The sequence below is a fragment of the Sphingomonas sp. HT-1 genome (assembly GCF_048568905.1).
GTDB lineage: Bacteria > Pseudomonadota > Alphaproteobacteria > Sphingomonadales > Sphingomonadaceae > Sphingomonas.
In genome coordinates, this window is the sequence record NZ_CP183770.1 from 2478978 (window position 1) to 2502938 (window position 23961).

Below are 23961 nucleotides of genomic sequence, written 5' to 3' on the forward strand. Positions count from 1 at the left end.
CGCTCTCAGGCGGCGAACGACACGGTCACCGAAGGGCGGCGTTGGCGGCGCAACGCCGCGCCGGCCAGCGCGAAGCCGCCGATCAGCATCGCCCAGGCCGCGGGCTCCGGCACGGGGCCTGCGCCGCCCGTGCCGGTAGTGGTGAAACTGAGGCTCCATCCGCGATCGACCGAGCCGATATCCCCCGCCGCCGTGTCTGCCGCCAACAGGGTCCACCGGCCATTGGGATCGTAGCCGGCGAAGTCGGCGAAGGACAAGACATCGCCAACGCCGTTGATGCCATAGGCGTACCAGTTCGACGGCAGATAGCTGCCGGTCGTGACCGGGCCCATGTCGAACAGCGGATAGGGCAGGAAGCCGGCGGCGGCATCGTTGAACGTGACGGTCGCGTTGCTGACGGCGTTGTTCCCGCCCGCACCGCTCCAGAAGATCAAGCCGAGCTGGAGATCCTCCGCCACGAGCCCGAAAACCAGGTCGTCCGAATAGCTGTGGTTCACCCCGTTGAGGGTAAGGGACAGGCTGGAGATCGTGCCCTGGAGACCGGAAACATCGATGGAGCTCAGCGCCTGGCCGGTATCGGGAATGTTGATCCGGTTGCTGTTCGTCAGCGTCTGCGCAGCGGCGGGCGCAGCGGCGACCGCCAGTGCCAGAGCGAAGGAGACGATCCTCTTGTGCATTTTCTTTCCCCTCTTGCCACCCAACCCTCGCGACACCGCGCGCGGACTAAGGCGTATCAACCATCCACCCTCGTCGTACGCATGTTTCTGCGTCTCATTTGGTAAATATGTCGTTAACCGTAAGGATTCAGAATCGTGCGGAGCGAAGGATGGTTCCGTGCATAGGCACGACTATTACTGTCCTCCTTCCGCCGGCCGGCGTGATGGAGGGCGGCGGAAGAAAAACGTTGTGGGAAACCGACCCTGGGGTCGATGGGATCAATCGTGCTCGCGGCCGCCGGCGCCCATGTAAAGCTCGCTGCCGGTCTCGCGGAACACCTTGCTCATCTCGGCCATGCCCGTCTCGGCATCCACCGTCGCCGGCGTCGCTGCGAGGAAGGTATCGGCCGAGGCGTTCTGCTTCGCCGCGAAGTCGCGCACTTCCTGGGTGATCTTCATCGAGCAGAATTTCGGCCCGCACATCGAGCAGAAATGCGCGGTCTTGGCGCCCTCGGCCGGCAGCGTCTGGTCGTGATACTGCTCCGCCGTGTCCGGATCGAGCGACAGGTTGAACTGGTCGCGCCAGCGGAACTCGAAGCGCGCGCGGCTCAGCGCGTCGTCGCGCACCTTCGCCGCCGGATGGCCCTTGGCGAGGTCCGCCGCGTGCGCCGCCAGCTTGTAGGTGACCACGCCCACCTTCACGTCGTCGCGATCTGGGAGCCCCAGATGCTCCTTGGGCGTGACGTAGCAGAGCATCGCCGTGCCGTACCAGCCGATCATCGCCGCGCCGATTCCGCTGGTGATGTGGTCATAGCCCGGCGCGATGTCGGTGGTCAGCGGCCCGAGCGTGTAGAAGGGCGCCTCGCCGCACGCCTCGAGCTGCTTTTCCATGTTCTGCTTGATCTTGTGCATCGGCACATGGCCGGGGCCCTCGATCATTACCTGTACGTCCTGTTCCCAGGCGCGCTTGGTCAGCTCGCCCAGCGTGTAGAGCTCGGCGAACTGCGCCTCGTCATTGGCGTCGGCGATCGAGCCGGGGCGCAGGCCGTCGCCCAGCGAATAGGCGATGTCATAGGCCTTCATGATCTCGGTGATCTCGTCGAACCGCTCGTACAGGAACGATTCGCGGTGATGCGCGAGGCACCACTTGGCCATGATCGAGCCGCCGCGGCTGACGATGCCGGTGACGCGCTTGGCGGTCATCGGGATGTACGGCAGCCGCACGCCGGCATGGATGGTGAAATAGTCGACGCCCTGCTCGGCCTGCTCGATCAGCGTGTCGCGGAAGATTTCCCAGGTGAGATCCTCGGCGATGCCGCCCACCTTTTCCAGCGCCTGGTAGATCGGCACCGTGCCGATCGGCACCGGCGAGTTGCGCAGGATCCATTCGCGGGTGTCGTGGATGTTGCGGCCGGTGGAGAGGTCCATCACCGTGTCCGCGCCCCAGCGGATCGACCAGACCATCTTGTCGACCTCGCTCGCCACGTCGCTGGCGACCGCCGAGTTGCCAATATTGGCGTTGATCTTCACCAGGAAGTTGCGACCGATCGCCATCGGCTCGCTTTCCGGGTGGTTGATGTTGTTCGGGATGATCGCCCGGCCGCGCGCGACTTCGTCGCGGACGAACTCCGGGGTCACGTAATCGGGGATCGAGGCGCCCCAGTCCTGCCCGTCGCGGACATATTCGGCCAGCCGCTCGCGGCCGAGATTCTCGCGCTCGGCGACATATTCCATCTCGGGCGTGATGATGCCGCGCTTGGCATAGTGCATCTGGGACACGTTCATGCCCGGCTTGGCGCGCAACGGGCGCTTCACGACATTCGGGAACTGCGGCACGCCGGCCGAGCGGTCCGGCCCCTTCAGGCCATTGTCCTCGGGCTTCACCTGGCGCGCGTCATAGGCCTCGACGTCGCCGCGGCCGAGGATCCAGTCGCGGCGCAGCGCCGGCAGGCCGGCCATGATGTCGATACGGGCATCGGGATCGGTGTAGGGGCCCGACGTATCGTACACGCGCACCGGCGGCTCGCCGCTGCCCGGCTCCAGGTGGATCTCGCGCATCGCGACGCGATGCTTGCCGACATGGATCTTGCGGCTGCCGCGGATCGGGCCGGTGGTGACGCCGATTTCAGTCTTTGCGGGAATGTCGGCCATGCTCGTCTCTCCTTCGGGCGGACGCAAGGAGAGCAGATGGACCTCGGGGAACAAGACCCTCCCTCCCTACGCCGGTGTCAACCGGATCAGGTTCAGCGGGTCGAAGGCTGCAGCCTTCCTCTCAACCGCTGCGCCAGCGGTCCCCCGGGGAATGAGCACCCGTCTACGCGCAAGCGGCGCGCCGAGCAATCCCGACGCGCCGCCCATCTATCAGAAGTGGCAAGATCAGACGAGAGCTTCGACGCGCGCTCCCCGGCGACGGCCACGCAGCATGCCGCCGGTGAGGCCGAAGCCGCCAATCAGCAAGGCCCAGGCGGCCGGCTCGGGAACGCCGGACGTCGCACCGGCGCTGAATTCTGCCCGGAACTGCACGTCGCCAAGCGCACCGGCGCTTGCATCCCAATCCCGCGCCAGCAGGCTCGCAGCGCTGTCACCCGCATTGGCATAGACGAAGTCGCCGCCGCCATAGGGATTGCTGCCGAACGTGCCCGCGGTCGGCATCCAAGCGCCTGCACCCGACGGCTGGGTCAGCCCCGCCGTGGTCAGAAACGCCACATAGCGACCTCCGGACACCAGATCGATTGCGCCGACATCAAAGCGGAGCGCATCGAAAGCCGTGCCCGTCGTGCCGCCAAAGCTGCGCGCATCGCTGGCGTAATAGGCACCGCCCACCGCGCGGTTGCCGTTCCAGGCATAGACATAGGCGCGCACATTGACCGCGCCGCCGCCCAGGAAGAAGGTGAAGCTGTTGAGCGCGTTATCGCTGCCTACCGTAAAGGTCTGCCCGTACACCGGCGTGGAACGCGCGCCGAAGCTGTCGATCTTCGCGACATAGGCGCCGCTGGTGTCGATCGTTGCCGCCGATGCCGGCACCGCCAGCATCGCGGCGGCCAAACCAAGGGCCTTGAATGCGGAATACAATGTCATGCCTCCCCCTGTTCGGTCCACTTGCTCGTCGCCCAATCGCGTCGAATGGCACCAAGCAGAACCCTAGCATTGATGCGTAACGCTTGGAAGTTGTAGGATCAATTTGGAAGCGCACGTCAAATAAGCGGTTCGCCGCATTACCGTCCCGCTTTGGGCAGGCCCCGTTTCGCCGCGCGTCCTTCCCGCCCCCGACTTGCCTTCAGAAAGTATAAGCGAGGCCCAGCGCACCATACCATTGGTTGCGCGAACCTGCGATCCGCACCACCGGCGAATCGGCGGCATCGTCCAGCATGCGACGATAGCCGACGCCGCCCACCATCGAGAGGCCGTGGAGGAGATCGCCGGTCAGCGATACGTTGCCCAGCGCGCCCAACGTCCAATCCTTCCAGCCCTTGCGCGCGGTGAAGGCCGGCAGTCCGCTTGCCGCGCTGCCCGCCGGCGTGACGCCGAAATAGGTGCGCGCATAGCCGTCGCCCATGTAATTGGCCGAGAGGTTGAGTGCGACGAAAGCCTTGCGGCTGAGCGGGGTGCTATACGTAACCGACGGCGAGACCAGATAGCTTTTGTGCACGGTGCCGACATCGTTGGTGTAGGAAACGCCGACGCTCAGCTTGTCATAGTCGCTGGTAATCAGGCCCTGCTTGCCAATGCCGATGAAACCGCCCGCTTCGATCGCGGGATCGATCTTGCCGAGCTGGCGGACCTGCCGATCCTGAATGCGCGCCGTGCGGTTGAGGTTGAGATTGACCACCGGGCCCGCCTGAAAGTCCCATCCTGGCCCAGCGCCGTCGGCGATCAGATCGGCCCAGGCGCGACCGCCCAGCACCGAAAAGTTGATGCCGGAAATAGTGCCGCGCGCCGCTGGCGCGACCGTCACCACGGACTGATCGGAACCGTCATAGCTGGGGACGATGGCGAGGCCGGCCCCCACCGTTACGCTATCTCCGCTCAGATCAGGTGCGGGTTCGGACGATTGCTGGGCCAGGGCGGGCATCGCGATCGACAGGCAGAGCAGCGTGCAGGTGCTGTGGTACGCGGTACGAACAGAAAACATGAAAGGCTCCGGGGACGGATGTTGCACCAGCGCAACGCAGGTCGCTGATCGCAGTTCCTGTCGCGGTTATAGCAGATAGCGCATGCGCACTTCCTGGCGATCGCTGCCGCCGGTCAGCGGGAACTGCGCGGCGGTGAATCGGGGCGGGCCGAACCCGATGGCCGGATTGCGCGAAAAGCCGAAGCCCTCGCGCGGGATACCCATCATCGTATCCAGCTTGCCGTTGCCATTCGCGTCGTGGATCACCGCGACCGCATAGTCGCCAGGCGCCAGGCCCGTGACGCGCAGCTGACCCGCGCTCGCCGGAATCGAGCGCTTGATCGCGCCGCCGCCGTCACGGCAATCAGGAAACACGGAGGGCGCAGGCGCGATGCACACCTGCAGCAGCCCGCGACTCGAACGCAGTTTGACGAAATCAATCTCCAGCGTCGCCAGTGGCGATCCGCCGCCCAGTATCGGGAACAGAGCCAGCGCGGCGAGCGCGCGGCGTGCCCTGGAACTGCCCCAACCCCTGGTCCGTCCCGCACAGCCGGTCCCAGAACCGGAAATAAAGCCCATAGTTGCACCCATATCGTTCATGGTGGCGCTGATGATGGCTCGCGGTGATCACCCACGCCCCGACTGGCCCCCGCCACAACCACGCTGGGAAGATCTCCCAACCCATATGATTAGTCACCCCCATAACCGTCATGATCGTCAGCACCAAGCCGAGCGCGGCGACATGAATGGGAATCACGAAGACCAGCAGCGGTATCACGATTGCGCCCGACAGCGCCTCGCCCCAATGGAAACTCATCGCCGCCCAGGCGGTGGGCGGACGGCTGGCGTGGTGGACGGCATGGTAGCGACGAAAAAGCGCCGGCATGTGCATCGCCCGGTGCGTCCAGTAGAACCAGCTGTCGTGCAGGAACAGGTACAGGAACGCCGACACCGGCAGATACCAGAGCGGCCAGGCATGGACATCGTCATAGATGCGCGTCCAGCCCTGCGCCTTCCAGCCCCACGCGACGATGCCGGCGGGGATGCCGTAGATCGCGGTAGAGGCGAGGCTCCAGCCGATTTCTTTGCGAATCTGCCGATCCAGCCCGGCATAGAGGCCGGGATGCCGCAGCCGCGTGGCGAGCGCGAATCCAGCGGACGCCGCGAGATAGCGCACCCCGACGATCACCGTCATGACGACCGCGGAGGTCAGCAAGGCAAGGGCGATGTCCATGGCAGAGCCTGCTACGCCTTCGCGGCGCGGGCGGCAATGCGATTGACGCCGATCCAGCGCCACTTAGCGACGCGAAACACCGTCGGTTGCGCCCAGTGCGCGGCAGATGACACCGGTAAACCGTTGTGATGAAGCAACAGTCGTAGTTTTACGCAGAAGCGCACAACAAGATTGTAAACCTGATCAGGTGCACCCTCCCACCCCTTAAACAACAGCAAGTACGGGTCGGGAGTGGTCGTCGTGAAATTGCGGTATCTTTTGCTCGCGTTCTGCTCGAACGCCATAGTCGCCCCTGCGCTGGCGCAATCCGCCGGCGACAGCGAGAAGCCTTCGGAGACCGCGCAAGTCCCCGAGAAGGAAGTTTTTTCAACCGGCGTCGCCAAGGGACGCGACCGCCTGGACAGCGCAACGTCGACCAGCGCGTTCCGCGCCGCCGAGTTCGAAAAGCTGGGGCCGCGCCCGCTTGCCGATTTGTTGCGCACCATGCCGGGATTACGCGTCGCCAACAATATCGGTGAAGGCAACGCCAACTATACGGTACGCGGCCTGCCACTGGCGGCCGGCGGCTCCAAATACATGCAGTTCCAGGAAGACGGGCTGCCCGTCCTCGAGTTCGGCGACTTCTTCAACATCGCCGCAGACGTGTACATGCGGGCGGACTTCAATGTCGCCGCGATCGAATCCATCCGTGGTGGTTCCGGCTCGACCTTCTCGTCCAACGCCCCCGGCGGCGTGATCAACCTGATTTCGAAGACGGGCGAAGTCGCCGGCGGTGCGATTCGGCTGTCGACCGGCGTGGATTATGGCGAGAAGCGCGTCGACTTCGACTATGGTAGCCCGCTCGGCGGCGGCTGGCGCTTCCACATCGGCGGCTATTATCGCTCGGGCGAAGGGCCGCGCGACATCGGCTTCACCGGCTTCAAGGGCGGCCAGATCCGCGTCAACGTGACCAAGCAGTTCGCCAACGGCTATGTTCGCGTGCACGGCAAATGGCTGGACGATCGTTCGCCCACTTTCGCGCCTTATGCCGTCCGCATCACGGGGACGAACGACAATCCGGTGATCAGCGATGTGCCGGGCTTCGACATCCGCCGCGACTCGACACTGTCTCCCTATATCGGGCCGGTGATCACGCTCGACGGCGAGAACAAGCTGCAGCGATTCCCGGTCGCCAACGGGATGCATCCCACCTCCAAGTCGATCGGCCTGGAAGCGCAGTTCGACGTCGCCGGTTTCACCATTTCGAACCGCATGCGCTATTCGAAGAATGGCGGCGACTACAATCGCGCCTTCCCGTCGAGCATTACCACCGTGGCCGCGCTTGCGGCGTCTCAGGGAGGCGCCGGCGCCACGGCGCGCTATGCCACCGGCCCCAATGCCGGCCAGTTGATCTCCACGACGACGCCGGTCAACGGCAACGGCCTCTTGATGTTTTCCTACATCTCGCAGACCCGCGCCCGTTCGCTTGACAATTTCACCAATGATTTCCGCGCTACCCGCGTCTGGAAGATGGGCCGCGGCGATCTGACGGTGACCGGCGGGCTCTATAAGGCGAACCAGCAGCTCAACACCCAGTGGCTGCACACCGCGATCAACACCGATGTCGTCGGCAACGGCCAGACCGCAATGGTGGACATCTTCAACGCGCAGGGCGTGGCCCAGACGCAGGGCGGCTATTATGCGTTCAGCCGAAACGGCAGCAATTTCCGCCGCATCTTCGACGTATCCTACGACATTCTGGCCCCCTATGGTTCGGCCAACTACCATATCGGCAAGATCTCGATCGGCGGCAGCGTCCGCTATGATCGCGGGCGGGTGCGCGGCCAGCTGTTCGGAGCGGACCTGGGCGGGGGCCGGGTGGGCGTAACCCGATTCGACGTCAATGGCGACGGCATGATCTCGCCGGCCGAAACACGCGTCGCGACCCTGCCGCTCGATGCACCGGCGCCGGTGAACTACAATTACGGCTATTGGAGCTATTCGAGCGGCATCAACTACCGCGTCGCCGAGCCCTTCTCGCTCTTCGCCCGCTATAGCCGGGGCGCGCGCGCCAATGCCGACAAGATCCTGTTCACGCCAGCGGTGAGCGCGACCACAGGCGGCGTGGCCGATCCCAGCGACAAATATGACGAGGTCCGCCAGCTGGAGGGCGGCTTCAAGTTCCGCAAGTCCAACGCGACGCTGAACGTCACCGCCTTCCGCGCGACGGCGGACGACCACAACGTCCTCAACGGCGCCGCCACGCGCACGTTCCGCACCTATCGTGCGACCGGCGTCGAGATGGAAGGCAGCTACCGCTACGGCATTTTCAGCATTACCGCCGGGGCGACCTACACCAAAGCGAAGATCACTGAAGACAAGCTCGACGCCACGCTCACCGGCAAGGAGCCGCGCCACCAGCCGACCTGGACGCTGGAGGCGACGCCGCAGATCGAGCTGCGCTATGCTACGCTAGGTGCCAATGTAGTGACGATCACCAGCAGCTATGCGCAGGACAGCAATTTGCTGCGGATGCCCGGCTTCACCGTCGTCAACGCCTTCGCGGTGGTGCGGCCGGTGCCGAAGGTCGAGCTGATGCTCAATGCGACTAACCTGCTCGACCAGCGCGGCTTCTTCGAGATCAATCAGAGCACCGTGCCGGCGAACGGCATCGGCTGGGCCCGGTCGATCAACGGCCGGACGATCTCGGTCTCAGCAAAGTACAGCTTCTGAATCGGTAAAGGCAGGCTCCGGTGCGATCGGAGCCAGCCAGCCACTCAGCCGATCGAAGCGGCACAAGGTCACGGCTTCCTCCGCATCGATATGGACCAGCCGGCCGGAATAGGGTTCGGCACGACCGGAGGCGATGTTGCGATCGATCGTCCGGACCGCCTGTTCGATATCGGTGAAGTCCGCATCGTCGAGGGCACTCAGGCCGTAGTTCCACCATTGCAGTCGCATCAGCTCGGCAATGATGTCGGGTGGGAAACGCGTTTTGATGGGCTTGGCGGGTATGCCGCCGACGATCGTATAGGGCCGCACATCCTTCACCACCACCGCGCGAGACGCGATCACCGCGCCATCGCCGATCGTCACGCCGCGCCGAATGAAGGCGCCCTCGCCGATCCAGACATCGTTGCCGACGACGATCTTGTCAGCCCGGCCCTGCACCCGCGTGCCCGCAAGTGCCGCGGCCTTTGCGATCGCCGGCGCGTTTCGCGCGCGGAATTCGCTTAGCTGTGGCCAATCGAACTCACCTTCGAACAGCGGATGGGCCGAAAGATAATCGGTCGGGTGCTCAACCTGCCCCATGACGACGTTGTTGGCGATCGAACAGAAGCGGCCGATGCTCGCGACATGCCGGAAGATGGATGCGCCGCCGCCAAGATAGGTGAAGCCGCCGATGAAATCGGCGAGGTACCTGCCTGACTGCAAGTTGGCGGGCCCCTCGATCAGCGTTTCGCCTTTCGCCCCAGCTCAGCCGAAGCAAACGTCCTGAGCGATGCCGCCGCCGATCTTCCGGCAGATTTGCCGTGCCTCTTCAGCAAGCTGGTTCTCGTTCTTCGGCGACATGAAACCTCCTGCCTTCCTTATAGCAAGAGATCAGGTGCGGCAGTCGGCATGTACGCGCCCCGCTTCGGCGCGCGGGTCCTACGCGCGGGGTTCCCACACCCCCGGGGTTGAGCTAGGCGACGGACATGCCTTCAACCATCAGTTGCGACGTCGCCATTGTCGGCGGCGGCCTTGCGGGCGGGCTTATCGCGCTCGCAATCCGGAAGAAGAAACCACATTGCTCCGTCCGGCTCATCGAAGGCTCGGCGCGGATCGGCGGCAATCATCTCTGGTCGTTCTTCGCGGACGACGTGGCGCCCGAGCATCGCTGGCTCGCTGCGCCGCTGATCAGCCATGGCTGGTCGAACTATGATGTCGCATTCCCCGGTCACAGCCGGACGCTGCCGGCGCGCTACTATTCGGTGGAATCGGAGCATTTCGATCGCGTCGTGCGCGAGGCGCTGGGGCCCAAGGGCCTGCTGCTCGGCCGCGAGGCGGCGGACATCACGCCCAACGCCGTCGCGCTTGCCGATGGCGATCTGGTCGAAGCGGATGGCGTGATCGATTGTCGCGGCGTGGGCGACACCAGCGCGCTGCAGCTCGGCTGGCAAAAATTCCACGGAGCCGAGCTCGCGCTCGCCGCGCTCAACACGGTGCAACGGCCGCTGATCATGGACGCAACGGTGCCGCAGATCGACGGTTATCGCTTCGTCTACTGCCTGCCGTTCAGCCCGACGCGGATGTTCGTCGAAGATACCTATTACAGCGACACGCCATCGATCGACCTGCTTGCCACCGGCGCGCGGATCGAAGCCTATGCCGATGCGGCAGGCTGGCAGGTGGAGCGCGTGCTGCGCGAAGAAGTGGGCAGCCTTCCGGTGGCGATGGGCGGCGACCATGCCGCCTATTGGGCCGCCGGCGGTCGCGGCATCGCCAAGGCGGGCATGAAAGCCGGGCTGTTCCACCCGATGACCGGCTATTCCTTCCCCGACGCAGTGCGGACCGCCGCGCTGATCGCCGAGGAAAAGGATTATTCCGGCGAGGCGCTGCACCAAATGCTGTATGGCTATTCGCGCGGGCTATGGCGCAAGCGCGGCTTCTATCGCATGCTCGCCGCGATGCTGTTCAAGGCGGCCGAACCCGAGGAGCGCTATCGCGTGCTGGAACGTTTTTACCGTCTGGATGCAGGTCTGATCCAGCGCTTCTATGCCGGGCAGTCGACCTGGGGTGATCGCGTGCGCGTGCTTTCGGGCAAGCCGCCGGTGCCGATCGGCCGCGCCCTTTCTGCGATCTGGAACCGCTGATGCGCCGCGCAGCCGTGATCGGCGCCGGATTCGGCGGCCTCGCCCTTGCCATCCGACTGCAGTCCGCCGGCGTGGACACCACGCTGATCGAGGCGCGCGACAAGCCCGGCGGCCGCGCCTATTATTGGGACCGCGACGGCTTCATCTTCGACGGCGGCCCGACGGTGATCACCGATCCGGACGCGCTGAAGGAGCTGTGGCGCCTTTCGGGCCACGATATCTCGGAAGACGTTACGCTGAAGCCGGTCACGCCCTTCTATCGCCTGTCCTGGCCGGACGGCACGACCTTCGACTACACCAACGACGACGCCGTGCTCGCGGGCGAGATCGCGAAGCTCGATGCCAGCGACATCGCCGGCTATCGCAAGTTCCTGGAATATTCCGAACGGGTCTATCAGGAAGGCTATGTGAAGCTGGGCGCGAAGGCGTTCCTGGACTTCAAGTCGATGCTGAAGGCCGCACCCGCGTTGATGCAGAACCAGGCCTGGCGCTCGGTCTATTCGATCGTCTCCAGTTTCGTGAAGAACGAGAAACTGCGCGAGGCGCTGTCGTTCCACACCCTGCTCGTCGGCGGCAATCCGATGGCGACCAGCAGCATCTATGCACTGATCCACAAGCTGGAGCGCGACGGCGGCGTGTGGTGGGCCGAAGGCGGCACCAACCGGCTGGTCGCCGGCATGATCCGCCATTTCGAGCGGCTGGGCGGCGCGGTGCGGATCGGCGACCCGGTCGACGAGATCCTGACGCTGGGCGATCGGGTGACCGGCTTGCGCACCAAGAGCGGCTTCGAACTGGAAGTCGATGCGGTGGCGAGCAATGCGGACATCGTCCACAGCTATCGCGACCTGCTGCGCAATTCGCGGAGCGCGCGGCGAACGGCAGGGCGGCTCGTCAACAAGCGCTTTTCGCCGTCGCTGTTCGTGGTGCATTTCGGACTGCGCGGCACCTTCCCCGACATTCCGCACCATATGATCCTGTTCGGCCCGCGCTATAAGGGTCTGCTCGACGACATCTACACGCATGGCGTGATCAGCGAGGACTTCTCGCTGTATCTCCACCATCCGTCGGCTTCGGACGCCAGCATGGCGCCGGAGGGACATTCGACCTTTTACGTGCTCGCGCCGGTGCCGCATCTCGGCAAATTCCCGGCAGACTGGAGCGAAGTGGGTCCAATTCTAGAGCAGCGCATCCTTGCCGAGGTGCAGCGTCGGCTGATCCCGGATCTGGCGGATCGAATCGTCACCAAGTTCCACTATGCGCCCACCGACTTCCGCGACGATCTTGCCGCGCATCACGGATCGGGATTCAGCCTGGAGCCGATCCTGACGCAGAGCGCGTGGTTCCGCGTGCACAATCGCGATGACGCGATTTCGAACCTGTATTTCGTCGGCGCGGGAACGCATCCGGGCGCGGGTATTCCGGGCGTGGTGGGGAGCGCCAAGGCAACTGCCGAGCTGATGCTGGGCGAAATGGTCTGAAGCATCTCAAGCCCCTCCTCCTTGGAGGAGGGGTTGGGGTGAAGGGTTTCCGGAACGAAAGTAGGTCTCGGTGAGACACCGCGCCATCCCATTCCCCTGAAGGTGCGGCGCTAAGTACCCCCTCTTCCTCCCCGCGAAAACACGCTATCAGCCCCGCCACAGGAGCACATAATGAAGCGTATCGCCGTCTATTGCGGTTCGGCCAGCCCGGCCAATCCGGTCTATATCGAAGCCGCCCGCACCTTGGGCCGCACGCTTGCCGAGCGCGGCATCGGTGTCGTCTATGGCGGCGGTCGGCTCGGCCTGATGGGCGCGGTCGCCGATGCAGCGCTGGAGGCTGGCGGCGAGGTGATCGGGGTAATCCCCACCCTGCTCGTCAACGCCGAGGTCGCGCATCGCGGCCTCACCTCCCTCGAGGTGTGCGAGACGATGCACGAGCGCAAGGCGCGCTTCACCGAGCTGGCCGACGGCTTCGTCAACCTGCCCGGCGGCACCGGTACGATGGACGAACTTTGGGAAGCAATGAGCTGGGCGCAGCTCGGCTACCACGCCGATCCGATCGGTCTGCTCAACATCGCCGGCTATTACGACAAGCTCGTCGAGTTCTGGGAGCATATGGGAACGGTTGGGTTCGTGCGGTCGCAGCACCAGGGCCTGTTGCTGGTCGACAGCACGATCGACGGCCTGCTGGCCAAGATGGCCGATGCCCAGCCGATCGTGCCGATCGCCCAGTTGCGGCGCGACCAGCTGTAATGCGCTTTCCCGGCCGCGATGCGATCGTCGCCACCGCCGGCGAATCGATCGCCCGCGGCTCGCGCAGTTTTGCCGCGGCCAGCAAACTGTTCGATCCCAAGACGCGGGAGCGTGCCTGGCTGCTTTATGCCTGGTGCCGCCGCTGCGACGATATCGCCGACGGTCAGGATCACGGCCATGGCATGACCGTGGTCGAGGATCCCCAGGCCCGCTTGGCGGAAGTGCGCGAACGCACCGCTGCGGCACTGGCGGGCGAATGGGTCGGCGATGCAGCGTTCGACGCACTACGCATCGTAGCGCAAGAGACCGGCATGCCGCATCGCTTCGCCTGGGACCTGATCGACGGCTTTGCGCTCGATGCCGATGGCTGGCAGCCGACAAATGAGGACGATCTGCTGCGCTATTGCTACCATGTCGCCGGCGTGGTCGGCTGCATGATGGCGGTGGTGATGGGCGTGCAGCCTGAGGATGAGGCGGTTCTCGATCGCGCGTGCGACCTGGGCCTCGCCTTTCAGCTCGCCAATATCGCGCGCGACATTGGCGAGGATGCTGAAGCCGGCCGCTGCTACCTGCCCGCCGCCTGGCTCGCGGAGGTGGGGCTGACCGCCGACAACCCGCTCGCCGATCGCAGCGCGCTCGCCATCCTCGGCACGCGGCTCGCCGACCGGGCGGAAGCCTATGAGATCAGCGCGCGGGGCGGGGCGGCGGCGCTGTCGTTCCGCTCGGCCTGGGCGGTACTGGCCGCCGCCGACATCTATGGCGGCATCGCCCGCAAGGTTCGCGCGCGGGGCGCAGGCGCGTGGGAGAGCCGCACCACAACGTCGGGCGGCGAGAAGCTCGCCGCGATCGGCGGGGCCTGGATCGCGGCATGGAAGCGGGCGCCGACGCCACGGCCGGCAGGACTGTGGACGCGGCCGCGATAACTTTGGTTATTGGGCGTTCAGCGCGTTGATCGCGGCATGCACCCGCGCTTCAACTTCGCGTCGCGGAAGGCCAGGCGGAATCGGCTCGCCAAAGCGGAACACGATGTCGCCTTTGTGCATCAGCCCTTTGCGGGGCCAGACATGCCCGCTCTTCACCGCCACTGGAACCACCGGCAGATCGAGGGCACGGTACAGGCCGGCAAAGCCGGAACGGAGCGGGGGTGCCTCACCGGGCAGCACGCGGGTGCCTTCCGGAAAGATCAGCACCGATCGGCCGCTGGCCAGCGCGGTTTTCGCGTCTCGCATCAACGCCCGCAGGGCGCTGGCGTTTGCGGCCCGGTCCACCACGATTGTGCCATAACGCTGCGCCGCCCAGCCCCAGATCGGGATCTTGGCCAGTTCGCGCTTCATCACGGTTGCCGGGCTGTCGAGCATGCGCGTGAGTTCCAGCGCCTCGTAATAGCTTTCGTGCTTGCCGGCGAAGAGCAGCTGCCCGCTCGGTATCGTGCCTTCGACGCGCAGCCGCGCGCCCATGATCGCGCCGACCGACCATTGCATCAGCCATGCCCACAGATTCGAGTGCGCCCGCAGCGCTCGCCCGCCGAACAACGCGACGATCGGCACCAGCAACACCATCACGACGGAGATGCTGTAGAAGAACAGGCGAAAAGCCCAGGTTCGCAGCACGTCCATCAATCCACCCCCACGAGCAGCGCCCCCCGGCGCACCAGATATTTGTGGTATTCCTGCAGCAACATGCGCCAGCGGAGGCGGCTCGGCACGCCGTCTCCCACGATCGTCACACCGCCCAGCACATGGGCAAGCTCCAGTCGGGCGCGCGGCATGTGCCAGTCGGACGTGACCAGCCGCACGCTGCGATACTCGTGCTCGCGCACCCAGCGGACGGTCTCGTCGGCGTTGGAACGCGTGTCGACCGCCTCATGGCCCAAATCGACGCAGCAGCGGAACAGCGCGCGATCGGCCGGAAACTGCGCCGCCAGCTCGCGCGGGCGAACGTCCGGATTGACGCCGCTCACCAGCATGCGCCGTGCATCCTGCCGACGCAGCGCATCCAGCCCGCGCTGGATGCGCCCGGGCCCCCCGGTCAATACCACCACCGCATCGGTGGGATGCGCGCCCAGCGGCTTGCCCAGGCTCAGCAAGAAGACGCCAAAGCCGACGGCCCAGGAGAACGCGACCAGCAACAGCAGCAGGAACAGCCGCCGCATCAGAGCTGCCCCGCCAGCGCGCGCAGCACCGCGATTCGCGCCGCCCCCGTCGCGAGCAACGCAAACGCCACGGGCAGTAGGATCAGCAGCGCCCAGTCGACCGGAGCCAGCCCGGTGCCGCCCAGAATGCCGGAGCCGATCTGCACCAGCCGCGCCTGCAGCAGCACGATCAGCGCCAGGGCCAGAATCGCGCCCGCGGCTCCGCCCAGGAGCGTGTCGAAAGCAATCCGCCGCTGGAACAGGCGGGCAATCTGGTGATCGGTGGAGCCGAGCATATGCAGCACTTCGATGGTATCGCGGTGCGTGTCCAGCCCCGCGCGCGTCACCAGCAGCACAACGCCGGCCGCCGCCGCCGCAATCACCAGCACCAGCCCTGCGGCGACGGCGCCCAGCGTGGCGAGGAAGCGGCGCACCGGCGCCAGCCAGGCGGCGCTGCGATCGACCCGGATGCCCGCCGCCACCGATCGCGCCGCGGCGATCACCGCCTCCGCGCGCTCAGCCGGCACCTCGACATCGATCAGCACCGGCATCGGCAGGTCGGGATCGAGACCGGCATCGCCCAGCCACGGTCGGAGCAGCGCCGCCAGCCGATCGCGATCCGCTTCCACGACCCGGCGCACGCCCGGCATCGCCTTCAGCCGCCCCACCAAGGCCGCCGCGCGCCTGTCGCGCAGCCGGGCATCGGGTTCGACCAGTTGCACCACCAGCTTGCCGGCAAAGCCGCGATCGAGGTCGCCCACCGCGCGCGTGACGCCCAGCCCGAGCGCTGCGCTCAACACCGTCAGGAACAGCATGATGCCCATGATGCCGATCATGATCCGCGCGTGCTGGCCGCGATCGAGCAGTTGGCGATCGATCGTGCGATCCGGGGCCAGGCGCATCATGCCGCTCCCGGCGGATGCAGCAGCACGCCCGTCGGATCGACCAGCCGGCCCTTCTCCACCCGCATCCGGTGCGCATGGGGTATCCGGCCGATGAGGTGCAGGTCGTGCGTGGCCATCACCACCGTCGTGCCCAGCCGGTGCAGCGCTTCGAACAGGTGGAGCAGCCGATCGGCCATGTCGGGATCGACATTGCCGGTAGGCTCGTCGGCCACCAGCAATTCGGGGCGGGCGATAACGGCGCGGGCGATGGCGATGCGCTGCTGCTCGCCGCCGGAAAGCGTGGGCGGCCGTGCAGTGACGCGCGCGCTCAGCCCCACCCATTCGAGCATTTCCCGCACGGGCGCGTCGATATCGCTTTCCCGAACGCCCGCGAGGCGCAGCGGCAGCGCGACATTGTCATAGGCGGAAAGATGCGGGACGAGGCGGAAATCCTGAAACACGACGCCGATCCTGCGACGCAGCGCGGGCAGCCGCCGTCGCGGCAGCGCGCCGGCATCCTCGCCGAACAGCCGGATGACGCCGCGCGTCGGCCGCTGCGCCAGATAGAGCAGGCGCAGCAGCGATGTCTTGCCCGCGCCCGAGGCGCCGGTGAGGAAATAGAAGCCGCCCTTGGCGAGCGTGAAACTGACGTCCGACAGCGTTTCTACCCCGGTGCCGTAGCGCAGGCCGACCTTCTCGAAGTGCACGATGTTCGCCATGCGCCGTGCGGCCCATCCCATCCCTTGATCCGCTTGAGCGGCCGCCATCGCACAGCACCCGATGGCGCTCAACCCGCCGCCAAGCCGCTTGCTGCCCGGAATCGGCGCGGCTAGGCTTCGCGTCCGGCGCGTCTTCGGCCGGGGTAGAGGGGCGGACAGCATGATCTTGGAGTGTAGCCAGTGCGGATCGCGCTATGATGTGCCGAGTTCCGCGATCGGCCCGGACGGGCGGACCGTGCGGTGCGTCAACTGCAAGCACAGCTGGTTTCAATCGCCCGAGCCGCTAGAGCTGACGACACCCGCCGAAGAAAGAGCGGCGCCGCAGCTCGACGCCGTGGAAGAACCGGCGCTGCCTGTGCCCGCTGAGGCCGTCGAGGCAGTAGATGCCGAGCCGGAGGCCTATGATCCGTTCGCCGATCCGCCGCCGCCGCCCCGGCGGGGACGGCTGCGCTGGACGATCGCGGCGATCGTTGCCACCCTGTCGGTGCTGCTGGGCGGTGCCGCGCTGCTCCACTGGAAGGCGCCCGGCGTGGCCGCGAAGCTGGGGCTCAACTTCGGGGCAGGCGAAACGCCGCTGCTGTTCAGCGAGAAGAATGTCGAGCTGAAGACCCGCACCGACGGCAGCCGCCTGTTCATCGTTTCCGGCAAGGTGCTCAATCCCACCGGCAGCGCGCAGCACGTGCCCGATATCCGCATCCGGCTGATGGATGGCCAGGGCCGCGAAGTCTATGGCTGGCGGATCACGCCGGCGGCGCGGACGTTGGACGCGCAGGCGGCGATGGAATTCAACGGCGCCAAGGTCGACGTGCCGGCCGAAGCGAAGGTCGCCCGCCTCAGCTTTGCGAGCGAAATCGGCGAGTGACCTGGATCAGCCGCCCGCCGTTCAGCAGCGCGGCGGCCACCATGCCGAGCCCAGAGGCGAGCACCAGACCCTGCGCGCTATAGCCACCGTGCACCAGGAGCAGTCCCAGTCCGCCGGTGACGATGAAGAAGGCGACGATGCCGTTGACGCCCGCCGCCACCTGATCGCCGAGCGAGCGCAGCGCATAGACGAACACCACCTGGATCCCGTCGAACAGGATGAAGGGCGCCCACAGCATCAGCATCGACGCGGCAATGGCATGAACCTGGGCGCTGGCGGGGAACCCCTGCACCGCAAGCATCGGCGCAAGGATCAGGCCGATCGCTAGAAGCCCGGTGGCGATCGCCGCCAGCACCGCGGCGATCGCGGTGCGCTTCGCCGCCACCTGCGGCACCCCTTCCCCCACCGCATTGCCCACGCGTACGCCCGCGGCGGATCCCAGGCCAAGCGCCACCGCAAAGGTGACGTTGTGGATCGAAAACACGATCTGGAAGGCGTGCGCGGTCGATTCTCCCAACTGGGTGGAGAGCACGATCAGGATGGAGAAGCCGACCAGTTCCAGCCCGGACGCGATCGCCGGCACGACGCCGAACCGCGCCAGCGCCCAGGCCCCGGCCCAGTTGCCCGGCGCCGCCCAGGAACGCAGCGCACGCACGCCGCGCGCCTGTGCACGCGGCAAGGTCCATGCGGCGGCGACCATCCCCACTGCGCCCAGCGCGGAGGCAATAGCGGTAGCCGCCGCCGCGCCTGCCGCACCCCAGGCCGGCAATCCTCCGGCGCCGGTGGCGAGAAGCCAGGCGAGCAGACCGTTGACAGGCAGGATGGCCAGATTGACGGTGGTGACGCGGCCCGGCCGGCTCACCCCCTCCAGGAAGAAGCTCGCGGCGATCGTCACCAGTTGAAACGGGTAGGCCAGCGCCATCATCCGCACCACCGGCGCCGCCACCGGCACCAGATCGGGCGCAACCCCGACCATCGCCAGCAACGGTGCGGCGAATCCGAACAGCAGTGCGCCGCTCACCAGACCCAGCATCAGCGCGAGCAGAAGGCCGCGGTGCAGGACGCGGCCGGTGCCGGGCAGATCGCCGGCGCCGTCCGCCCGCGACACATGCACCAGCACGCCCGAAAGCGCGCCCAACCCCATCACGATGCCGGGAAAGGTGATCGTGCGGCTGGCGCCCAGCGCCGCCACCTGATGCGTGCCCGTCAGCCCGACCACGATCACATCTGTGACGTGCAGGATCGTCCAGTTCAGGCCCGTCAGAATGACCGGCCATGCCAGCGCAAGGATCCGGCGCGTCTCCGCAGCAAGGGGCGTTGTGGCAGCCATGCCCGGGGCATAGGCGCAAGCGGCGTCGCAAGAAAGCCGAACAAGGCGGGTTGCCAGCCCGGTTTCGCTTTGCTAGGGGCCGCTGCCTTACCAGCCGCCGGAACGAAAATGCCGGCGGAAATTCACGTGCGGTCGTGGCGGAACTGGTAGACGCGCAACGTTGAGGTCGTTGTGGCCGAAAGGCCGTGGAAGTTCGAGTCTTCTCGACCGCACCAGTGAACAAGACGATGGGGGCTCCGGCCCCCATTTTCGCATCTGCATCCTGCGCTGCGACATTTATCTTATATTTTGGCACAGTTTTGCGACATGTGCGTCGTACCCGGCGAATGAAGAAGGGCGGGCCTGCGGGCCCGCTTGTGATTCGGTAACAAAGGGACGGAACAACGATGAAGCGACTGGGGACCACCCTGGCAGGTCTGTTGGCAGGCGTATCGCCGCTGGTGGCGCAGGCACAAACTACGGCCCAGCCACAGCAGGGCAGCCGCCCTGCCCAGGCGCCCGCGCAGGAAGCCGATCCCTATACCGATGAAATCGTCGTCACCTCCTCCGCCCCACGCGGCGCGGTGCAGAGCGACATTCCCCCTGAAATTCAGCTCAATCAGGCGGACATCCGTGCCTATGCGGTGTCGTCTATTTCCGATCTGCTCAACGAGTTGGCGCCGCAGACGGGCAGCGGGCGCGGCAGCGGCAGGCCGGTGGTGCTGCTCAACGGCCGCCGCATCTCCAGCTTCGCCGAGATTCGCGACCTGCCGACCGAGGCAATCGAGCGCGTCGACATCCTGGCGGAGGAAGTGGCGCTGAAGTTCGGCTACTCGGCTGATCAGCGCGTCGTCAATTTCGTACTGCGCGAGCGTTTCCGCGCCCTCACCACCGAGCTGGAAGGCGGCGGCCCCACCGAGGGCGGCAACAGCAGCCAGGAAGTGCAAGCCGACATCCTCAAGATCAACCGCGATCGTCGCGTCAATCTGGACGTGAAATATGAGGGCAATTCGGCGCTGCTCGAAAGCGAGCGCAACGTGCTGCCGACGGTCACCGACAGCAGCGGCGTCAACCAGGCGCCCTATCGCACGCTGGTATCCCCGAGCCAGGATCTGACGATCAACAGCTCCTATGCGCGCGACCTTAATCCAAAGCTGGGCGCGACGATCAACGGCACGCTGGAAGTGCAGCAGAGCGAGGCGCTGCGCGGCCTTGCGCTTTCGCAGACGGCGGCCCCGATCGCGCTGCCCAGCGAGCCCAATCCGCTCACCGCCAGCAGCCGCACGATCACCGCGCATCTCGGCACCACGCTGAACGGCGATGGCCTGCCTTGGGGCAATGCGTGGAGCTGGTCGGTGATCGGCAATTACGATCGCGTGACCAGCAACACCATCACCGATCGCGGCTTCGATACCGCCGGGCTGGCGCGCCCCGCAGATCAGGGCCAATCCGTGTCGAATGTCGGCGCGGTCGATGCGCTGCTGCGCGGCCCGCTGTTCCGGCTGCCGGCAGGCGATGTTTCCACTTCGCTGCGTCTGGGCGGATCGTTGAGCAGCTTCGACAGCACCGCCGTGCGCAACGGCCTGCCGACCGATGCGTCGCTGTCGCGCAACATTGCCAGCAGCCAGCTGAACATCGACGTGCCGATCGCCAGCCGCCGCCGCGCCGTGCTGAGCGCGATCGGCGATCTGACGCTCAATGGCAATGTCGCCGTCCAGCACCTGTCGGACTTCGGCACGCTGACGACCACGGGCTATGGCGTGAACTGGTCGCCGCTCAAGCCGCTGCGGCTGATCGCCTCCTGGACCGATACCGAGGACGCGCCGACCACGGGCCAGCTCGGCAATCCGGTAATCGCCAGCCCCAATACCCGTGTGTTCGACTATCGTACCGGCCAGACGGTGACGATCACTACGATCACCGGCGGCAACCCGCTGCTCACCGCCGAGAACCGGCATGTGATGAAGCTGGGCCTGGAACTGCGCCCGTCGGAAAAGACCGATCTGTCGTTCCGCGCCGATTACGTGACCACGCGCATCCGCAACGACATCGCCACGCTTCCTTCCGTGACCGCGCCGATCGAAGCGGCGTTCCCCGATCGGTTCGTCCGCGATGCCGATGGCGATCTGGTGAGCATCGACAACCGTGCTGTCAATTTCGCCGAGAACAACACCCAGCAGCTCCGCTGGGGCTTCAACCTTTCGGTGCCGATCCGGTCGTCCGTCGAAAAGAAGATCGCTGCGATGCGCGCCCAGCGCGAAGCCGAACGCGCCGCGGCCGTTGCCGCCGGAAAGCCGCTGCCGGCGGAAGGGCAGGCGGGCATGTTCGGGCAGCAACAGGGGCAGAACGGCCAGCAGCCCCGTCCGCCCGGCGGCGGCAGCCTCTTCGGCCCGCCCCCTGGCGCGGGCCAGGGGGGGCCTGGCGGTCCCGGCGGCGGCTTCCGCGGTGGGCGTGGTGGCTTTGGCGGGCCGAACGGCGCGCTCGCCGGTCGCGCGCAGTTCAGCCTCTATCATACCTGGTATTTCAAGAATCAGATCAAGATACGCGATGGCGTGCCGATCCTCGACCTGCTGAACGGCGATGCCGCCGGCAACAATGGTGGCCAGCCGGCCCACCAGATCGAAGGACAGGCGGGCTTCACCAAGGACGGCGTGGGCATCCGGCTCGGCTATAAGTGGCAGAGCAGCACCACCGTCTTCACCGGCTTGAACAACACCGATCGGCTGAATTTTGGCGATCTCGGCACGTTCAACCTGCGGCTGTTCGCGGATCTGGGCCGACAGTTCAAGCTGGTGCGCGAGCATCGCTGGCTGCGCGGTACGCGTGTGAGCTTGGGCGTTTCCAACCTTCTCAACACCCGGCAGCGCGTGACCGACCAGACCGGCACGATTCCGGTCAACTATCAACCCGACCTGCTCGACCCGACGGGCCGGACGGTGACCCTGAGCGTCCGCAAGCTGTTCTTCTGATCCCGGCGGCGGCGCGGCGCGTGGTTGCGCGTCGCGCCCGCTTGGCCCATCACGCCCCCGCAACCGAACGGGGGAAGTGCGAATGAGGCGTGGGTATCTGCTGGCGGCATGGGCTGCAGTGAGCGTGCTGGCCGTGCCAGCGGCGGCGCAGCAGGCAGAGGTAAGCAGCACATGGGTGCGTGCGCACGAGACCTTCCTCGCCGGCGACGAGCTACGCGGGCGCGGCAGCGCGACACCCGATGAGGCGATCGCCGCCGCCTATGTCGCCGCGCAGTTCCAAGGCGCCGGTCTGCAACCTGCGCCTGGCATGAACGGCTATCTGCAAAAGGCCGAAATCGTCCGCCTCAAGCTTCAGGCGCCGATCACGCTGACGGTGGACGGCACGCCGGTCGCCGGGGCCGCGCTGCTGATCGGCGACGGCAAGGGCGTGGAAGGGGCATTGCGCGTTGTTCCCGCCAAGGCGCTGTCGCGCGCTGCGCCTGCCGACGCAATGATCGTTACCGGCGATCAACCGGCGATGCAGGTCTATCGCACTGCCAGCCAGCTGAAGAGCGCCCGCCTGGTGATTGTCCGCGAGAGCGCCGACACCAAGGCGTTGGCGGAGCGGCTGGGCGGCGAACCCCGCTTGCCCGGCTATTTGCGCGGCACCGTGCCGGAGGGCCGCCCCGCCCTTGTGGTGCTGCCGGCGGCAGCGTTCGACGCGCTGGCAAAGCAGGGCGGCGCACGCGCCGTGCTGACGGTGCCGGTGGCGGAAGCGGCCAGCGTCACCACCAACGCGGTGGGCTGGCTGCCCGGCACCGATCCCAAGGCGGGCGTTCTTTTGCTCAGCGCGCATCTCGATCATCTTGGGGTTCAGCCCGACGGCACGGTGATGCACGGCGCGAACGACGATGCCTCGGGCACCACGGCGGTGCTCGAACTCGCACGCACCCTCGCCTTGAAGGGCCGCACGAAGCGCGGCATCCTGTTCGTCGCCTATGGATCGGAAGAGATTGGCGGCTATGGCGCGCGTCATTTCATCGCCCATGCGCCGGTGCCGCTCGACCAGATCGTTGCCAACATCGAAGTCGAGATGATCGGCGCGCAGGATCCCAAGCTGCCCGCCGGCACGATGATGATGACCGGCTTCGAACGCTCGACGCTGGGCGAGACGCTGAAGGCGCACGGCGCGCTGGTGACGTCCGATCCCTATCCGGAACAGAACTTCTTCCAGCGATCGGACAATTACGCCCTCGCGCTGAAGGGAGTCGTCGCCCATACCATTTCTGGCTGGGCGGTGGTGCCGACCTACCACAGCAAGGAGGATACGGTCGCAAATATCGACATCGCCTTCATGACCCGCGCGATCCAGTCGCTGGTCGAACCGCTCCATGCCCTGGCGAACAGCGATGCCAAGCCGGAATGGAAGCCCGGCGGCAAACCCGAATGACGTTCCCCAAGCTGGCGCCCCGCGCCGGCTTGCTCTAGCGAGTATTCATGCACACGCCTCACATCGTCGCGCTGGGCGGCACCCTGCGCGCCCAATCCAGCACCGGCAAACTGCTTGCCGCCGCCCTTTCCCGGGCCGAGGCGCGCGGCGCGCGCACCACCCTGCTCACCGGACCGGACATCGTCTTCCCACATTACGAGCCCGAACATGGCGAGAGCGACGCCAAGGTGATCCGCTATGTCGAGGCGCTGCGTACGGCCGATGCGGTGATCATCGGATCGCCAGGCTATCACGGCACGCTTTCAGGGCTGGTGAAAACGGCGCTCGACTATGTCGAGCTGCTGAGCCGCGACAAGCGCGTCTATTTCGACGGACTCCCAATCGGCTTGATCGCGACGGCGGCCGGCTGGCAGGCCTCGGTCGCGACGCTGCAGGCGCTGCGCACCATCACCCACGCGCTGCGAGGATGGCCGACGCCGATGGGAATCGCGGTCAACACCGTGGAGACGCCGGACGTAGAGGCGCATTGCCAGGGCGCGCTCGACGTGATGGTCGGGCAGATCTTCGAGTTTCTGAACCGCTGACGTTCTT

21 protein-coding genes, 1 tRNA gene and 1 riboswitch are annotated in these 23961 nt (G+C 66.2%); of the genes, 10 read left to right on the forward strand and 12 right to left on the reverse strand.

Features of this window, described 5'->3' with window-relative positions:
- Window positions 1-5 precede the first annotated feature (5 nt).
- The 6 genes from ACNFJ7_RS11445 to ACNFJ7_RS11470 all read right to left on the reverse strand — a co-directional run bounded on the left by ACNFJ7_RS11445 (window position 6) and on the right by ACNFJ7_RS11470 (window position 6001).
- Window positions 6-677 (reverse strand): PEPxxWA-CTERM sorting domain-containing protein, encoded by a 672-nt coding sequence (locus tag ACNFJ7_RS11445; RefSeq protein WP_019370935.1) that lies wholly within the window; start codon window positions 675-677, stop codon window positions 6-8.
- A 258-nt stretch (window positions 678-935) separates the two neighbouring features.
- The gene (gene thiC / locus ACNFJ7_RS11450; protein ID WP_019370936.1) at window positions 936-2807 is read right to left on the reverse strand and encodes a phosphomethylpyrimidine synthase ThiC; all 1872 of its coding nucleotides are present in this window, start codon (window positions 2805-2807) and stop codon (window positions 936-938) included.
- A gap of 46 nt (window positions 2808-2853) precedes the next feature.
- Window positions 2854-2964, reverse strand: a riboswitch (TPP riboswitch).
- Window positions 2965-3032: 68 nt separating this feature from the next.
- Window positions 3033-3734, reverse strand: a complete 702-nt coding sequence (locus ACNFJ7_RS11455) for a PEPxxWA-CTERM sorting domain-containing protein (RefSeq protein WP_019370937.1) — start codon at window positions 3732-3734, stop codon at window positions 3033-3035.
- A gap of 199 nt (window positions 3735-3933) precedes the next feature.
- The gene (locus tag ACNFJ7_RS11460) at window positions 3934-4788 is read right to left on the reverse strand and encodes a MipA/OmpV family protein (RefSeq protein ID WP_019370938.1); all 855 of its coding nucleotides are present in this window, start codon (window positions 4786-4788) and stop codon (window positions 3934-3936) included.
- Between the two features lie 66 nt (window positions 4789-4854).
- The gene (locus ACNFJ7_RS11465) at window positions 4855-5142 is read right to left on the reverse strand and encodes a DUF2141 domain-containing protein (protein ID WP_236704388.1); all 288 of its coding nucleotides are present in this window, start codon (window positions 5140-5142) and stop codon (window positions 4855-4857) included.
- A 61-nt stretch (window positions 5143-5203) separates the two neighbouring features.
- Entirely contained in the window at window positions 5204-6001 is a 798-nt protein-coding gene (locus tag ACNFJ7_RS11470) for a sterol desaturase family protein (protein ID WP_019370940.1), read from the reverse strand.
- A 240-nt stretch (window positions 6002-6241) separates the two neighbouring features.
- Between ACNFJ7_RS11470 and ACNFJ7_RS11475 the strand changes: the two genes are divergently transcribed.
- The gene (locus tag ACNFJ7_RS11475; RefSeq protein WP_026009372.1) at window positions 6242-8713 is read left to right on the forward strand and encodes a TonB-dependent receptor domain-containing protein; all 2472 of its coding nucleotides are present in this window, start codon (window positions 6242-6244) and stop codon (window positions 8711-8713) included.
- Here the strand turns inward: ACNFJ7_RS11475 and ACNFJ7_RS11480 are convergent.
- Window positions 8693-9415 carry a CatB-related O-acetyltransferase gene (locus ACNFJ7_RS11480; protein WP_019370942.1) on the reverse strand — a complete coding sequence of 241 codons (723 nt, stop codon included), beginning with the start codon at window positions 9413-9415 and terminating at the stop codon, window positions 8693-8695. The genes ACNFJ7_RS11475 and ACNFJ7_RS11480 overlap by 21 nt on opposite strands.
- A gap of 263 nt (window positions 9416-9678) precedes the next feature.
- Between ACNFJ7_RS11480 and crtY the strand changes: the two genes are divergently transcribed.
- The 4 genes from crtY (at window position 9679) to ACNFJ7_RS11500 (ending at window position 13990) form a co-directional block, all read left to right on the forward strand.
- Complete coding sequence (gene crtY / locus ACNFJ7_RS11485; RefSeq protein WP_019370944.1) at window positions 9679-10836, forward strand: lycopene beta-cyclase CrtY; 1158 nt, start codon at window positions 9679-9681, stop codon at window positions 10834-10836.
- Window positions 10836-12314, forward strand: a complete 1479-nt coding sequence (locus tag ACNFJ7_RS11490) for a phytoene desaturase (protein WP_019370945.1) — start codon at window positions 10836-10838, stop codon at window positions 12312-12314. The genes crtY and ACNFJ7_RS11490 overlap by 1 nt, the downstream gene beginning before the upstream one ends.
- Before the next feature lie 171 nt (window positions 12315-12485).
- Window positions 12486-13067, forward strand: a complete 582-nt coding sequence (locus ACNFJ7_RS11495) for a TIGR00730 family Rossman fold protein (protein WP_019370946.1) — start codon at window positions 12486-12488, stop codon at window positions 13065-13067.
- Window positions 13067-13990 carry a phytoene/squalene synthase family protein gene (locus tag ACNFJ7_RS11500; RefSeq protein ID WP_019370947.1) on the forward strand — a complete coding sequence of 308 codons (924 nt, stop codon included), beginning with the start codon at window positions 13067-13069 and terminating at the stop codon, window positions 13988-13990. Before ACNFJ7_RS11495 ends, ACNFJ7_RS11500 begins: the two co-directional genes overlap by 1 nt.
- Window positions 13991-13996: 6 nt before the next feature.
- Here ACNFJ7_RS11500 and ACNFJ7_RS11505 read toward each other — a convergent pair whose 3' ends face one another.
- Genes ACNFJ7_RS11505 through ftsE form a run of 4 tightly spaced genes read right to left on the reverse strand, consistent with a single transcriptional unit; the run spans window position 13997 to window position 16801 of the window.
- On the reverse strand, window positions 13997-14683 hold the full coding sequence (locus tag ACNFJ7_RS11505) for a lysophospholipid acyltransferase family protein (protein ID WP_019370948.1): 687 nt from the start codon (window positions 14681-14683) through the stop codon (window positions 13997-13999).
- On the reverse strand, window positions 14683-15219 hold the full coding sequence (locus ACNFJ7_RS11510) for a YdcF family protein (protein ID WP_019370949.1): 537 nt from the start codon (window positions 15217-15219) through the stop codon (window positions 14683-14685). The genes ACNFJ7_RS11505 and ACNFJ7_RS11510 overlap by 1 nt, the downstream gene beginning before the upstream one ends.
- Window positions 15219-16103 carry a cell division protein FtsX gene (locus ACNFJ7_RS11515; protein ID WP_019370950.1) on the reverse strand — a complete coding sequence of 295 codons (885 nt, stop codon included), beginning with the start codon at window positions 16101-16103 and terminating at the stop codon, window positions 15219-15221. The genes ACNFJ7_RS11510 and ACNFJ7_RS11515 overlap by 1 nt, the downstream gene beginning before the upstream one ends.
- Window positions 16100-16801: a cell division ATP-binding protein FtsE gene (gene ftsE / locus ACNFJ7_RS11520; RefSeq protein ID WP_019370951.1), complete on the reverse strand. Its 702-nt coding sequence runs from the start codon at window positions 16799-16801 to the stop codon at window positions 16100-16102. Before ftsE ends, ACNFJ7_RS11515 begins: the two co-directional genes overlap by 4 nt.
- A gap of 160 nt (window positions 16802-16961) precedes the next feature.
- Here ftsE and ACNFJ7_RS11525 point away from each other — a divergent pair, with 160 nt between their 5' ends.
- A complete protein-coding gene (locus ACNFJ7_RS11525; RefSeq protein WP_019370952.1) occupies window positions 16962-17663 on the forward strand; it encodes a zinc-ribbon domain-containing protein in 702 nt (233 codons plus the stop codon).
- Here ACNFJ7_RS11525 and ACNFJ7_RS11530 read toward each other — a convergent pair.
- A complete protein-coding gene (locus ACNFJ7_RS11530; protein WP_019370953.1) occupies window positions 17635-18993 on the reverse strand; it encodes an MATE family efflux transporter in 1359 nt (452 codons plus the stop codon). The genes ACNFJ7_RS11525 and ACNFJ7_RS11530 overlap by 29 nt on opposite strands.
- A 128-nt stretch (window positions 18994-19121) precedes the next feature.
- Between ACNFJ7_RS11530 and ACNFJ7_RS11535 the strand changes: the two genes are divergently transcribed.
- The 4 genes from ACNFJ7_RS11535 (at window position 19122) to ACNFJ7_RS11550 (ending at window position 23954) form a co-directional block, all read left to right on the forward strand.
- Window positions 19122-19208 (forward strand) — tRNA-Leu (locus tag ACNFJ7_RS11535).
- Window positions 19209-19379: 171 nt separating this feature from the next.
- Complete coding sequence (locus ACNFJ7_RS11540; protein ID WP_019370954.1) at window positions 19380-21941, forward strand: hypothetical protein; 2562 nt, start codon at window positions 19380-19382, stop codon at window positions 21939-21941.
- Window positions 21942-22023: 82 nt separating this feature from the next.
- The gene (locus tag ACNFJ7_RS11545; RefSeq protein WP_026009373.1) at window positions 22024-23370 is read left to right on the forward strand and encodes a M28 family metallopeptidase; all 1347 of its coding nucleotides are present in this window, start codon (window positions 22024-22026) and stop codon (window positions 23368-23370) included.
- 47 nt (window positions 23371-23417) lie between these two features.
- Window positions 23418-23954: an NADPH-dependent FMN reductase gene (locus ACNFJ7_RS11550; RefSeq protein ID WP_019370956.1), complete on the forward strand. Its 537-nt coding sequence runs from the start codon at window positions 23418-23420 to the stop codon at window positions 23952-23954.
- Window positions 23955-23961 lie beyond the last annotated feature (7 nt).